The sequence below is a fragment of the Microcoleus harperi Pol14_C6 genome, assembly GCF_036701295.1.
GTDB lineage: Bacteria > Cyanobacteriota > Cyanobacteriia > Cyanobacteriales > Microcoleaceae > Microcoleus.
In genome coordinates this window covers 247,987-261,634 of record NZ_JAUBQN010000001.1, presented here as the reverse complement: position 1 = coordinate 261,634, position 13,648 = coordinate 247,987, and the positions used below count along the sequence as shown (strand labels likewise).

At 44.7% G+C, this 13,648-nt stretch carries 10 protein-coding genes; 6 read left to right on the top strand and 4 right to left on the bottom strand.

Annotated elements, in window-relative coordinates:
- Positions 1–4: 4 nt before the first annotated feature.
- Positions 5–994 carry an SGNH/GDSL hydrolase family protein gene (locus tag QUA27_RS01095; protein ID WP_333065792.1) on the top strand — a complete coding sequence of 330 codons (990 nt, stop codon included), beginning with the start codon at positions 5–7 and terminating at the stop codon, positions 992–994.
- Positions 995–1,270: 276 nt separating this feature from the next.
- Positions 1,271–3,046: a hypothetical protein gene (locus QUA27_RS01090; protein ID WP_333065791.1), complete on the top strand. Its 1,776-nt coding sequence runs from the start codon at positions 1,271–1,273 to the stop codon at positions 3,044–3,046.
- Positions 3,047–3,147: 101 nt separating this feature from the next.
- On the opposite strand, the gene gloA is transcribed toward QUA27_RS01090, so the two are convergent.
- The 4 genes from gloA to QUA27_RS01070 form a co-directional block, all read right to left on the bottom strand.
- On the bottom strand, positions 3,148–3,576 hold the full coding sequence (gene gloA / locus QUA27_RS01085; protein ID WP_333065789.1) for a lactoylglutathione lyase: 429 nt from the start codon (positions 3,574–3,576) through the stop codon (positions 3,148–3,150).
- A 109-nt stretch (positions 3,577–3,685) separates the two neighbouring features.
- Positions 3,686–4,198, bottom strand: coding sequence for a cupredoxin domain-containing protein (locus tag QUA27_RS01080; protein ID WP_333065788.1), 513 nt, complete (start codon positions 4,196–4,198; stop codon positions 3,686–3,688).
- Between the two features lie 19 nt (positions 4,199–4,217).
- The gene (locus QUA27_RS01075) at positions 4,218–6,473 is read right to left on the bottom strand and encodes a heavy metal translocating P-type ATPase (RefSeq protein ID WP_333065787.1); all 2,256 of its coding nucleotides are present in this window, start codon (positions 6,471–6,473) and stop codon (positions 4,218–4,220) included.
- Between the two features lie 36 nt (positions 6,474–6,509).
- A complete protein-coding gene (locus QUA27_RS01070; protein ID WP_333065786.1) occupies positions 6,510–6,704 on the bottom strand; it encodes a heavy-metal-associated domain-containing protein in 195 nt (64 codons plus the stop codon).
- 322 nt (positions 6,705–7,026) lie between these two features.
- Between QUA27_RS01070 and QUA27_RS01065 the strand changes: the two genes are divergently transcribed.
- The 4 genes from QUA27_RS01065 (at position 7,027) to QUA27_RS01050 (ending at position 13,639) form a co-directional block, all read left to right on the top strand.
- Positions 7,027–7,737: a DUF305 domain-containing protein gene (locus QUA27_RS01065; protein WP_333065785.1), complete on the top strand. Its 711-nt coding sequence runs from the start codon at positions 7,027–7,029 to the stop codon at positions 7,735–7,737.
- A gap of 348 nt (positions 7,738–8,085) precedes the next feature.
- The gene (locus QUA27_RS01060; RefSeq protein ID WP_333065784.1) at positions 8,086–8,283 is read left to right on the top strand and encodes a hypothetical protein; all 198 of its coding nucleotides are present in this window, start codon (positions 8,086–8,088) and stop codon (positions 8,281–8,283) included.
- Positions 8,284–8,476: 193 nt separating this feature from the next.
- Entirely contained in the window at positions 8,477–10,435 is a 1,959-nt protein-coding gene (locus QUA27_RS01055) for an efflux RND transporter periplasmic adaptor subunit (protein ID WP_445251459.1), read from the top strand.
- Positions 10,436–10,525: 90 nt separating this feature from the next.
- Complete coding sequence (locus tag QUA27_RS01050; protein ID WP_333065783.1) at positions 10,526–13,639, top strand: efflux RND transporter permease subunit; 3,114 nt, start codon at positions 10,526–10,528, stop codon at positions 13,637–13,639.
- The last annotated feature ends 9 nt before the right edge of the window (positions 13,640–13,648 follow it).

The following is a 13,648-nucleotide window of genomic DNA, read 5'->3' as shown; positions in this document are numbered from 1 at the left end:
GAATATGAAAGACCGGGAAATTTTGCTGATTGTTACTTCTGTAATTCTCACTTTAATATTTTCAAACTTATCATTATTTCTCAAAAGCTTTGCTTCAACTCCTTTCGCCAGTCCAGAAATTAAACAAGCGGCGCGCCTGATCGAAATAGACGGTTTCCGAAAATCAGAACAAGATTTTTGGAGCAAAATTAAAGATATTAACTTTGATAGCCTCCCCAAAGAACCAGAACTCCCTCCCGTCAAAACCGAAACAAAAGCGGCCGTTCAACCTCCAAAGCCTGCTAATGCTAAAAAACCAACCCCAGCTAAAAAACCAACCCCAGCTAAACCTAAACTGACCAGACCTTATCGCAGATTTTTATTTATTGGAGATTCCGTAATGTTCGACTTAGGAATTCAACTCCAGTACACTCTTAAGAAAAAATACAATATCGCCGATACGAAAATTGACTACAAGGTCTCGACCGGATTAAATCGGATAGATTATTATGATTGGTATGCCAGAACTCGCCAAATTCTTAATAATTACCAGCCGGATGTAGTGGTAGTTTTGTTCGGAGCCAATGACCCTCAAAATATTATTGATTTTCAAGGAAAAGCCCGGGTTGTTATGACGAAAGAATGGCAAAAAGCTTATCAAGAAAGAGTTGAAAGATACGCCAAATTACTGGATTCGTCATCCGTGAGGAAAGTGTATTGGATCGGTCAATCCATACCTAAAAAATCTTGGTATCTCAAAGCTTTTCCCATCATGAACGATATTTATAAAAATGCCAGCAAATCTTCATCAAATATCGAATATATTTCGACCTGGGAGACTTTTGCACAAGGCGGAAAATTGGTTCCTGTAGTTGCTAATAAATCGGGTAAGCGAGGCTATGTAAAAAATAATGATGGCTTGCACTTTACCTCCCACGGCGCTCAAATTATCAGCGACTTAATCGTTGACAAAATGGTGAGCGACCAAATCTTAAAACTTCCCACAAAGAAATGACTATAATAGGTTTTGTTTCCTGACCCAACCTAAAAGTTTGACAGTTGATCGATTAGTGCAAAATGATATATTGAGTTCGGGACTGACATTAGCATTGCTCAACCCGGTTTATCAGAAAAATCTGGGCTTTATTTATGAGAAATTTACCCGTGAAACCGGGTTTATAACTCCCTATGCGTCCCGGACTAATATTGACAAAAAGCATCAGTAAATGTAATGCTGAATTCAGCATCAAACAACGGCGTCCATATCTAGTAATTGTCCTGGCGACAAATTATGACGAGCAATCTGTGGAAACTAGATCGCCCTAGCATCCCTGAGTCAATGGGGTGCAGCGGCACAGCGCTAATCTTCACTCTCACTAAATATACTCAACCTTGGCAAAGAATAAACCTAATTGAAAAAATCCTGCAACAGTGCGGCATTGAGCCTTTTGCTGAAGTTGTGGGCGTACCCAAAAACGGAATATTCAGAGAAAATATACCGGAATCCGTCAGAAAACCCCATCCGAATTTACTGTTTCGCGCTTTGGCAATTCAGGCATTGGGGAAGGTGCGAGAGGGGCACAGATCAAGTGAGAGAACGCCTAGATCAAGTGATTTTAGCAAAAATCTGCTGGCGACGTTAGAACAGGAAGCGCGAGGGGGATCGACTCCTTTAATTCGGTGGTCTGCGGCTGTTAGTATTAAGTCAATTTGGTTGGATGAAGCAGGGCCACGACAAGGCAAGGAAGGCGTTGTCAATTTCACAATCAATGCAGGGGAAATTGAGCGACGGGTTGTAGAAGAGCAAATTCAACTATTAGCAAGCAACAAATTTGCTTTGGGCGACAGCAGCAGAGATGACAGCAGTAAGGAATATGAGAATTGTCTCAATTTTTGGGTGTACGGCCCGAACTGGCTGCTGCCGAGTCTGCCAATGGATTGCGACGAATATCTGTTTTGGATCGATCGAGTATTTGGTGCGATCGCATTTACGGACCCGTACCAATTGAAAGCCGAAAACGATGCAGCGGCCACAAACTTTTTGGAAGCTGCGGAAAATAATTTTAATGACTTGGAATTCTCCAAAATACTTGCCAAAATTTTTGAGTTCCTGCACCACCCGGAAGCGAGAGTTAAAAATGTAGCTACAATTATTTTAGAACCTTACAAAGACAAGCTAGACCGAAAATCGGCGCAAATTATGACAGCGCTTGTATATAAATTTAATGTAAAATATCAGCCCTTAGAATGTCTGACTATTCCCGAGATAGAGGAGTACAAAGCGTCACTGTATTTCGGTAAAATGGAAATTGACGAGATGTATAGTCAGGCTTTGTCGCTGTGCGGCGAGCGGGATGTGGAACTCGCAAGTGTATTGTCAGCTAAACAAAGGGAATCCCAAAATACTCTAGAGGAGCATATCAACAATCTCAGCAAGTTAGTTAAGTCAATCATAAATTGCCAGAGCTTGTTAGATGCTAATAAGGAACTTTTATATTTGACTGTAGATCGGCTGGAAAAATGGGATTACACTCTCGACAATAAACTGGCGGCGCACCGCCAACAAATCCAAAACCTGAGCTTGGATAAAAGTACATCCGAGCAGTGCATAAACCTCGACAATGAACTCAATTATATCAGAGATGGTTTGCAGTATACTTTGTATGAAATCACCTCAAATATTAACAGCAAAATTAGAGACTTAGAACTTTCTGCGTCCAAAAATAGCAAGACTGCAACAGATATGTTTAAGTGGACGTGGCTATTATTCAGGGTGGGGTTTTCAGGAGGGCTGTTTTTGTATTTATCGGATTTACTGATTAAGTGGATATTCGGGGTCAGCTACACAAGCGAATTTCTAGTTTATTGGACTATTTTATTTAGTGTGAGCGTAGTATTTTTGTTAGTATTAGCTATATTTTTTTCGGGTATCGCTGCTTTAGACCAGCGCCGAGAATCTAAATTAATTCCTAAATTTGATAGCTTAAGCCAAATAGGGAGCAGTTTTTCTATATTGTGGCAAAAAATTTATTTGCAACAGTTTGTCCCGTCGGTGCGATCGAATTAAAAGTTTCAGTTGACAGTTGACAGTTGTGGGTACGACTGTTGTCAAAAGGAAAACGCAAGAGGGAAGATAGTTTTTCCTTCCCCTTCCCCCTCTTAAGAAAGTTAGGATGCGGTTGTTGCTGCTACTTTCTGGGTGTTGCTACCTTGATTTGCCAGTTGAATTAATTCAACTTTATATCCATCTGGGTCTTGCACAAAAGCGATGACTGTTGAACCGTGCTTCATCGGGCCGGGTTCGCGGATAACTTTACCGCCGCAGGCTTTAATTTCTTCGCAAGTACCGTAAATGTCGTCAACGCCGATCGCAATATGACCGTAAGCATCCCCCAAATTGTACTCTGTGACGCCCCAGTTGTATGTTAATTCCAAAACTGTAGTGTCTGATTCGTCGCCGTAGCCCACAAAAGCCAGAGTAAATTTACCGTCTGGATAGTCCTTTTTTCGCAGCAATTTCATGCCCAGAACCTCGGTGTAAAATTTGAGGGACTCTTCCAGGTTGCCGACTCGGAGCATCGTGTGTAGTAGTTGCATTTAGCTCACTCCAAATTTTTTAAGCTTTCATCTATTTTAGCGATTTCTTGCTGAAAAACTCGCGCCTCAACCGTCGCAATTGCCGCAGGTTGACAACTGTCTATTTGATTTAGCTTTGTACTTCCACCACACCCCTAAACATATTCATGCCGCAAGTAAATAGGTATCGTCCAGGTTTTTGAGGGGTGAATTCAACAGCCGTTAGCTGATTTAGAGGTAATTCTCGCACAATGTGAAAATCTGGTAACAACACTTTTTCAAGACAACTGTTGGGGTCACGCCTCAAGAAATTGAGCCTGACTAATTGACCCACTTTCACAACTACAGCTGCAGGTTCATAACCCCCGTCTACAGTAATAGTCAACTCTTGTATCCCCTGAATAGATTCAGCTTGCCGCCCTTTAGCTTTACTGAACAAAAACCACCACAATTCCAAACCAATTAATGTCAAACCACCTATTGTGACGCCAACTTTTAAACCTAGTGGCTGTTCAATGCTGCGGAATTGAGTCGTTGAATTAGAATGCTGGACGGACATTTCTGAAGCGTGAACCCCTGATGCAATTCCCATCACAAGTCCTAAAATCGCGAGACTTCCCCAAATTTGACTAGGCTGTAACATTTTTCTAATTCCTCCAAATTTATGCACTAGATTTGGCTTGAAAATTTCGCAATCGCAAAGCATTAGTAACTACAGAGACTGAACTGAAAGCCATTGCTGCACCGGCGATAATTGGATTGAGCAGCCAGCCGAAAATTGGGAACAAAATGCCCGCCGCGATCGGTATTCCAGCGATGTTGTAAATAAACGCAAAAAACAAATTTTCCCGGATGTTCCGCATGGTGGCGCGGGAAAGTTTAATTGCTGTAACTATGCCTTGCAAATCTCCTGAAATTAAGGTAATGTCGCTGGCTGCGATCGCCACATCGGTGCCGGTGCCGATCGCAATTCCCACGTCTGCTAAGGCCAAAGCCGGTGCATCGTTAATCCCGTCTCCCACCATCGCGACAATTTTCCCTTCCCCTTGCAGGGCTTGGATTTGAGCAGCTTTTTGGTCGGGTCTAACTTCGGCAAAAATGCGAGTAATACCCACGGATTCGGCGAGCGACTTCGCAGTCGCGCGATTGTCCCCCGTCAGCATCGCCACCTCCAAACCGAGTTTTTGCAGTGCTTTCACCGCCTGCGCCGACGATGGTTTGAGGGCATCAGCAATCCCCATAATTGCCTCTATTTTGCCCTCTACAGCCATCCAAACAACCGTTTTGCTCGCAGCTTCCAAAGCTCTGGCGCGCAGTTCCAGATATTCAGTATCGCAGCCTAGTTCCTGCATCCACCTCAGCGTTCCCAGGGCGATCGACTTTCCGCCGACAACCCCGCGCACACCGCTTCCCGCGATCGCCTCAAAATCCTTAACATCCGTCAAATTTACCTCTTGAGATTGAGCGTATCTAACAACAGCTTCCCCCAAAGGATGCTCCGAATTTCGCTCTACAGACGCCGCCAATTGCAGCAACTTTAACTCATTGCTGTTCGCCGTTCCTTTTATTGTCACAAAATCAGTGACAGTTGGCTTGCCGACCGTAAGAGTTCCAGTTTTATCTAACACAATTATTTGGATTTTGTGAGCCAATTCTAAACTCTCCGCTCCTTTAATTAAAATTCCGTTTTCTGCACCTTTACCCGTGCCAACCATCACAGCAGTCGGAGTCGCTAAACCCAAAGCGCAGGGACAAGCAATAATCAAGACTCCTACCATTGTCACGGTCGCTAGAGTGAAGTTTCCCGTCGCGTTAAACCAGATAAGAAAAGTAGCTAAAGCGACGGAAATTACTACAGGAACAAACCAACCAGTCACTTGGTCTGCTAACTTTTGAATCGGTGCTTTTGAACCCTGTGCATCCTGCACCATCTTGACAATTTGAGCTAAAAATGTATCTTTACCGACTCTTGTCGCCCGAAACTGAAAGCTGCCAGTTTTATTGATTGTCGCTCCGATAACTTCGTCGCCAAGCTGCTTTTTGACACGCAAACTTTCTCCCGTAACCATTGCTTCGTCTACTGTGGAAGAGCCTTCAATTACCTCTCCATCTACGGGGATTTGCTCTCCCGGCCGCACCTGCACGACATCGCCAATTTCCACTTGGGCGATCGGCACTTCCAACTCTTCCCCGTTGCGAACTATCCGAGCAGTTTTTGCTTGCAAACCCATGAGTTTCCGAATGGCTTCGGAAGTCTCTCCCTTCGCCCGATTTTCTAGGGTTTTCCCCAACAAAATTAAGGCGATAACGCTGGCTGCTACTTCATAGTAAACGCTAGGAGTCAAACCTTGGGCTGTCAAGAAACCGGGAAAAAATGTCACAAATACAGAATACAAGTAAGCAGCACTCGTTCCCAAGGCAATCAAGGTATCCATTGTCGCCACCCGCCGTTTGAAGGATTTCCAAGCTCCTACATAAAACGATTTGCCGCACCAAAATTGTACGGGGGATGTCAGGACTAATTGCAGCCAAAAATTGTGCAGCCATGCGGGAATAAATGGCAGGTGCAAGCCGGTCATCGCTGGAATAGCGCCCATAACCAGCAGGATGCTTATGATACCTGCTGTCCAGAGTTTCCGCTGCAAGGTTTGAGATTCAGATTTGCGATCGGCTTGTTCGGAATCATCCTCTATCGCCGCCATTTCTTGAAGTGGCAAAGCTTGGTATCCCGCAGCATCAACAGCCGATTGAATTGTTTCTAAGTTGGTTTGCTTGGAGTCGTATTGGATGGTTGCTTGTTCCATCCCAAAATTGACATGACACTCAAGTACGCCGGGGACAGATTGAATTGCTTGTTCGATAGAGGAAGCACAAGAAGCACAACTCATGCCCCGCAATTTAAGTGTGAGATTGTCCATATATGCCATCCTCAATGAGACATTTACCCTTTGTCTTTAAATAGTTGGATAGCCGGCAGATGCGATCGCTTTCCTAACTTCACTTTCCGACTTAGCGGTTTGAATCGTGACCAATTTTGTCTTGACATCCGCCTCAACAGTTGAGGCTGAGTCAATGGCTTGGACTGCTTTTGTGATTGTAGTCGCACAAGCAGAACAAGCCATTTTAGGAACTTTTAGCTGTAAAGTCATAATTTGAACCTCAGCAGAAACTACTCTGCTCAATCAATGAATTAACTCCATTGTAAAGTCTCCAGTAAACTGGAGAGTCAAGGGGAATTGCAAAATAAATCAGGAATTATGAAAAAACTGGTTTGACACGCTACCCATAGGGGTAAGGCACGCACTGTGCACCCTACATAATTAGATTCAAGTGAGTTCTGTAAATCTTAAATTTGAGTGCGATCGACGGCACAGCAATAATTCTTTACAAGTTCGCAGCAAAAATTTCATCCTAATTTCATTTATATATGAAAAACTGAAAATAAATGGCAGTTTTAAGGATATAGAATCTATGAAACCAATTTCATTAAAAACAGGCTTTGCAGCCCTGATATTGACCGCCGCAGCCGCTTTAACCAGCGGAGTGCTTGCAGCTTGTTCAAAAGCCCCTTCCAGCGAAGCTCAAGCCCCAAATGTTACGGCTGCAACCGAAGCAAACAACAAGCAAAACGTGGCCCAAGGCGGTGGCATGAATCATGGCATGAATCACGATATGTCAATGGATTTAGGCCCTGCTGATGCCGACTACGATTTGCGGTTTATTGATGGCATGACAGTACACCATCAAGGTGCTGTAAACATGGCAAAAGATGTGCTTAAACAATCCAAACGCCCGGAAATGAAAAAACTTGCCACTGATATAATTGCTGCTCAAAACCGCGAAATAAATCAAATGAAAGAGTGGCGAAAAACTTGGTATCCCAAAGCCAGCAGTACACCGATGGCTTATCACGCTTCAATGGGTCACATGATGGCAATGACTCCCGAACAAATGCAAAGCATGATGATGAGCATGGATTTAGGGGCCGCTGACGACCAATTTGACTTGCGATTTATCAATGCGATGATTCCTCACCACGAAGGAGCTTTAGTGATGGCTGAAGATGCTTTGAAGAAGTCAAAACGCCCGGAAATGAAGAAATTGTCTCAAGAAATTCTGACTTCGCAAAAGCAAGAAATTGAGCAAATGAAACAGTGGCGGCAAGCTTGGTACAAACAGTAATTTAGCTCACCTCAACAAAACGTGACCCAAATCCCGAAAATGAGTGACCTTAATCACAGTAGCTCAAGAGTTCCGAAAAGACTTGCTTCACCAAAGCAAGAAATTGAGCAAATGAAAAAGTGGCGACAACCTTGGTAGACAAAGTAATGTAGCTCGACAGTGGCTGTCAGCATTGGTCTGACTCCACCTCAGTTTCCTGAGAGTACCTACACATACTGTAGATAATTGAGCCGCCCTACCTCTAAAGTGGTAGAAAGTTACGTAACAATACTGTAGACAATTGTTCAGCCCTACCTCTAAAGTAGTAGATAGGTCAGCAAAAAGCTATATAAATAGAGAGGGTAGTTTATGATATTGAATAGCTTGGAATTAAACACCACTTATAAATCAGATGCAGCCGTAGATAAGTTAGTGAGCGCATTGACACAGGAAATTGAAGCGCAAGCAGAAATAAAAAAACCGGAAAAAAATTTACAGCAGAATCGCTTGTCATTAGGCGAAACTTATCTTCGTATTTTAGAATCTGGTGGGCATCTGGGCTGCTGATTCAAAATTTCATCCTAATTTCATTTGACCGTGAAATACTAGGTTGAGTAGAGCATTTCTAGCTCTTGGTCATTGCTTAGCGGTCGCTTCTTGGAAAATGCTAATAAGTAACTTTACGTAAGGGGTATCACTTACTTACGTTGGCAAAATACCAACTGCTAAACCTGTGGCACTCAACCTGATTTCAAGGACAATGCCAACGATGATATTCCACAAATATGCTCAATGTCCGGCAATTATTAGCAGCTTTTCGGGAAGTTTGCTCAGCCTAATTTTGCTAAGTTCTCCTGCTGCTGTTTTTGCCCACGCTGGCCACGGAAATGAATTTCACCAAAGCGGCGAAACAACTCAAACTCCTACTGCTATTTCTGTCGATGCCGAAACAGCAAAACGATTAGGAATTAAAGTCTCCCATGCAGCACGCCAGCGGCTAGATATCGGCATTAAAACCACTGGACAAATTGAAACTTTACCAAACCAAAAAGTAGAAGTTACTGCTCCTGTTGCTGGCAAAGTAGTAGAGTTGCTGGTTAAGCCTGGGGACAAAGTATCAAAAGGTCAACCGGTTGCGGTTATATCGAGTTCAGAATTAGGACAGTTGCGGGTTGAATCTCTCTCGAAACGTGCCGAAGCTGAGGCAGATTTGCAGCAAGCCGAAGGCGATCTCAAACTAGCACGAGAAAATTACGATCGCCAACTTCAAATATCCGCAGCAGAAATCGCCCAAGCCCAAACCCAATTGGCAGCGGTAACTAAGCAGTACCAACAAGAACAACAATTAGTAAACAAGCGTTCTGTGGTGCAAGCCGCTAAAGAAAACTATCGGCGTCAAGTTGAAATAGCGCAAGCAGAAATAGCGCGGGCAGAAACTGAACTCACAGTGGCTAAAGAACAGTTCGATCGCGATCGAGAGTTGGTGGCATCAGGGGCGATCGCGCGGCGCGCAATGCTGGAATCGCAAGCCCACTTCGCCGAAGCACAAGCCGCTGTTGCGAAGGCAAAAAGCCGTCCTGAAGTTATCAAAGCCCAAACCGAAATTAAACAAGCCGAAGTAGACCTCCCAATGCGGGAATTGCGGGAATCTCAAGGCAGAGTAGCAGAAGCAAAAGCTCAACTTACCAGAGCTCAGAGCCGCCGGGAAGTCCTAGAAGCCGAGAACCAAGTCAAACGCGGCAAAACTGCCGTCGAAGTCGCTCAGTCGCGCATTCGCTTGGCTGACGCAGCCTATCAAGCGCGGCTGCAACAATTAGGAACGGCTGCCAACGATCGAGGACTCGTTACCGTAGTTGCTCCGATTTCGGGGACGGTAGCCGATCGCGAAATCACCCCAGGCGAGTCAGTAAACTCGGCGGAAAAACCGCTGATGAGTATCTTAAACGACAGCAGCGTTTTTGCCACAGCCAATATTTACGAAAAAGACCTGAATCAAGTAAAAAAGGGTCAGGAAGTCAGGGTAAAAGTCGCTAATTTACCCGATCGCACTTTTAATGGAAAAATTGCCTTAATTGGGTCATCCGTGGAAGGAGAAACGCGGGTTGTGCCGGTGAAAGCAGAACTAGATAATATTAACGGCGAATTAAAGCCCGGACTGTTTGCTGAGTTAGAGATTTTAACCGACAAAACTGCAACAAATATTTTAGCAATTCCGAGTGCGGCGGTAGTGGATGTTAGCGGTAAAAAAAACGTTTACCTCCAAAATGGCAATGCTTATCAAGCTGTGGAAATTGAACTGGGTCAAACTGCCGGAGATTTAGTTGAAGTTAAGAGGGGTTTATTCGAGGGAGACTTGATAGTAACGCAGCGAGCACCTCAACTTTACGCACAATCTTTGCGGGGCGGCAGCAAGCCCTCAAAAGACGAGGCAAAGAAAGAGGCAACTCCAAAGGTAACAGAAATGAATTTTAATAATTTACCCGTGTCTTTATGGTGGGCGGGAATAGGGGGAGGAGTGGCGATCGCATCCCTGACTTTCACAGCCGGCGTGTTGTGGGGAAATCGGCGCAAATTGCCAGCAATAGCAGCGGATTCTGGAAACAATGCTACAAATAATGGTTTTTCCGCCTCTACATCGACCTGGGACGAGGAATTGCTGTTACATAATAACAACCATCACGTTAAAAATGCAGAGACAGAAGTCAAGAGTGTGAAGTAACAGCACGACACGGAAGTCACGGATACACGGATAGCTGTTTTTATCAATGCCCAATGCCCAATTCCCAATTCCCAATTCCCAAATTATTAAATGTTCAGCACAATTCTCAGATGGGTAATTAACCGTCGCTGGCTAGTCGTTGTCGCCACCATTATTGTTAGTCTTTGGACATTATATATCATCCCCCAAATGTCGCTTGATGTCTTCCCTCCTTTTGCACCCCCGCAAGTCGAAATTCAGACGGAAGCACCGGGGCTCGCGCCGGAAGAAATCGAGTCTTTAGTAACACTGCCGATCGAAAGTGCAATTAATGGAACTCCTGGGGTGACAGCAGTGCGATCGTCTTCGGCTGTGGGCCTTTCTGCGGTTAAGGTAATCTTTGATTGGGGAACTGAAATTTATCAAGCGCGGCAGTTGATAACAGAACGGTTGCAGCAAGCGCAAAGTAAACTCCCCGCCGGGGTAGAAACACCGCAAATTTCTCCCACAACTTCTCCTGTGGGCACTGTTATTACTTATGCTTTTACCTCGGAAACTACTCCTTTGATGGAAGTGCGCCGCCTGGTTGACTGGCAAGTCACAAATCGGCTTTTGGCAGTGACTGGGGTTGCTCAAGTGGTGGCTTACGGAGGCGAAGAAAGGCAGTATCAAGTATTAGTAGAACCTGCCAAGTTGAAAGCTTTTAATGTGTCGTTGCAGCAAGTTGCCGAAGCGGCGGCGGCTGCGAATGTTAACGCGCCAGGGGGGTATTTAATTACGCCGGATCGAGAAACTTTAATCCGGGGGGTGGGGCGGATTGAGTCTGTGGAAGATTTGCAGCAATCTGCGATTGACTCTCGCCACGGAACGCCCGTCAGAATTTCTGATGTCGCTGATGTCAAGATTGGTGCTGCTATCAAGCGGGGCGATGGCAGTTTTAACGGCAAAAAAGCTGTGATTGTGATGGTAAACAGACAGCCAGTTGCTGATACTCCGACTGTTACTAAAGCGGTTGAGGCAGCAATGGCTGAGGTTCAGCAAGCTCTGCCAAAAGATATTAAAGTTACTGTGACTTTTAGACAGGAAGAATATATTAATTCCTCAGTGGAGAATGTGCGATCGGCTTTAGTTGAAGGTAGTATCATCGTCACCCTGATTCTCATCCCGTTTTTGATGAATTGGCGCACTCTGACGGTTGTTTTGCTGGATTTCTTTCTGACTTGGCTGTTCGGGCTGCTGGCGATGTATTGGCTGGGGCTGGGGCTGAATACGATGACTTTGGGGGGTTTGTCGGTGGCGATCGGCACTGCGATCGACGATGCGATCGTTTATGCGGAAAATACCTACCGCAATTTGAGAGAAAATACGTCTTCTCTTCATCCACGCCCGGTAATGGATGTGATTTTTGACGGCAGTCAGGAGGTACGCGATTCGTTAATTGGAGCGACTGTAATTGGGATTGTGGTGTTTTCGCCAATTTTTACTTTGCCCGGTGTAGAAGGTAGAATTTTTACGCCGATGGGGATTACTTATCTGGTAGTTGTTGTGATTTCTAGTCTGGAATCGCTGTTAATATCTCCCGCCCTTTGCGCTATTTTATTGCCTAACAAACGCATGAGTGCTGCGGAACCTTGGCTGCCGAGATTTTGCAAGCGCATCTATCATTTTTTTATACAATTGTCAATGCGCTATTCGGGGATTATTTTAGCTTTAGCCGCTGCTAGCATGGTGGCTGCATTAATTATTTTGCCTTCCTTTGGACGGGTGTTTTTGCCGGAGTTTCAGGAGCAAACTTTGGTGAATACTATTCTCCTTTATCCGGGGGTGTCTTTGGAAACAACAGATAGCGCGGCTTTTGCTATTGAAGATGCACTTAAGGATGATACCAGGTTTGAATACGTACAAGTGCGATCGGGCAGAGCTCCGGGTGATGCTGATGCTGCGGGAGTTAATTTAGCTCACATTGATATCGGTTTGAGCGAGGCAGGGATGAAAAATCGGCCGAAAACTTTGGAGTCGCTGCGGCAGGAATTTGCTAGATTGCCGGGAGTTGCACCAAATATCGGCGGTTTTATTTCTCACCGGATGGATGAGGTTTTATCTGGTGTCAGAAGTCAGATTGCTGTTAAAATCTTTGGTCCGGATTTGGATCGACTTCGCAGCATCGGTGCCCAAGTTGAAGAGCAAATGAAAACAGTCGAGGGAATTGTGGATTTGCAACTAGAACCGCAGGTGCCAGTGCAACAAATTCAAATTAAGTTTAACCGTCAAGCTGCGGGTAGATACGGTTTGAAAATCGGAGAGCTTTCTGAAATAATTGAGACAGCTTTGAATGGCAAGGTTGTTTCTCAAGTTTTGGAGGTGCAGCAAACTTTTGACTTAGTTGTTTGGTTGCAGCCTGAAGCCAGAAACAACTTAGAAACTATTCATAATTTGTTGGTTGATACTCCAAGCGGCAACAAGATTCCCCTCGCCCAAGTTGCGACTGTTAAATACGGTACGGGGCCCAATACGATTAACCGCGAAAATGTTTCTCGCTTGATTGTGGCGGCGGCTAATGCTAAAGGTAGGGATTTGCGATCGGTTGTGAATGAAATTCAAGCTAAAGTAAAACGAGAGGTGGAGTTGCCTTTTGGCTATTTTATCCAGTACGGCGGTCAATTTGAAGCTGAGCAAAGAGCTTCGCAAAATATTATGATATTTAGCGCGATCGCCTTTTTGGTAATTACAGTATTGATGTACTTGTCCGTCAAGTCGATCGCTTCAACTGCTATGATTATGATTAATTTGCCGATCGGATTAGTGGGAGGAGTAATTGCGGTAGCTGTGACGGGCGGTATAATTTCCGTAGCTTCCCTGGTTGGCTTTGTCACTTTATTTGGCGTTGCCACCCGCAACGGCTTGCTTTTAGTAGACAACTACAACTCTAAGTTTGCCGAAGGAATGCCTTTTAAGGAAGCAATTATTCAAGGCTCGATGGAACGGCTCAACGCCATCCTGATGACGGCTTTAACTTCAGCTTTGGGTTTAGCACCTTTAGTCTTTGAAGGCGGGGCCGGCAAGGAAATCCTGCAACCGCTGTCAGTAGTAGTTTTAGGAGGTTTATTTACTTCTACAGCACTAACTCTGTTAGTTTTGCCAGCTTTGTATGCTCAATTTGGGAAATTTTTACGACCTCAAAAACTTCAGGCAGTTATTGAAGACGGTAAGGTACTTAATGTGTGATATTTTCTA

Excerpts from the sequence above, each read along its gene's own strand:
- QUA27_RS01075 (WP_333065787.1), bottom strand. The coding sequence starts at position 6,473 with ATGGACAATCTCACACTTAAATTGCGGGGCATGAGTTGTGCTTCTTGT.
- QUA27_RS01065 (WP_333065785.1), top strand. The coding sequence starts at position 7,027 with ATGAAACCAATTTCATTAAAAACAGGCTTTGCAGCCCTGATATTGACC.
- QUA27_RS01080 (WP_333065788.1), bottom strand. The coding sequence starts at position 4,198 with ATGTTACAGCCTAGTCAAATTTGGGGAAGTCTCGCGATTTTAGGACTT.
- QUA27_RS01050 (WP_333065783.1), top strand. The coding sequence starts at position 10,526 with ATGTTCAGCACAATTCTCAGATGGGTAATTAACCGTCGCTGGCTAGTC.
- QUA27_RS01055 (WP_445251459.1), top strand. The coding sequence starts at position 8,477 with ATGCCAACGATGATATTCCACAAATATGCTCAATGTCCGGCAATTATT.
- QUA27_RS01090 (WP_333065791.1), top strand. The coding sequence starts at position 1,271 with ATGACGAGCAATCTGTGGAAACTAGATCGCCCTAGCATCCCTGAGTCA.
- gloA (WP_333065789.1), bottom strand. The coding sequence starts at position 3,576 with ATGCAACTACTACACACGATGCTCCGAGTCGGCAACCTGGAAGAGTCC.
- QUA27_RS01060 (WP_333065784.1), top strand. The coding sequence starts at position 8,086 with ATGATATTGAATAGCTTGGAATTAAACACCACTTATAAATCAGATGCA.
- QUA27_RS01095 (WP_333065792.1), top strand. The coding sequence starts at position 5 with ATGAAAGACCGGGAAATTTTGCTGATTGTTACTTCTGTAATTCTCACT.
- QUA27_RS01070 (WP_333065786.1), bottom strand. The coding sequence starts at position 6,704 with ATGACTTTACAGCTAAAAGTTCCTAAAATGGCTTGTTCTGCTTGTGCG.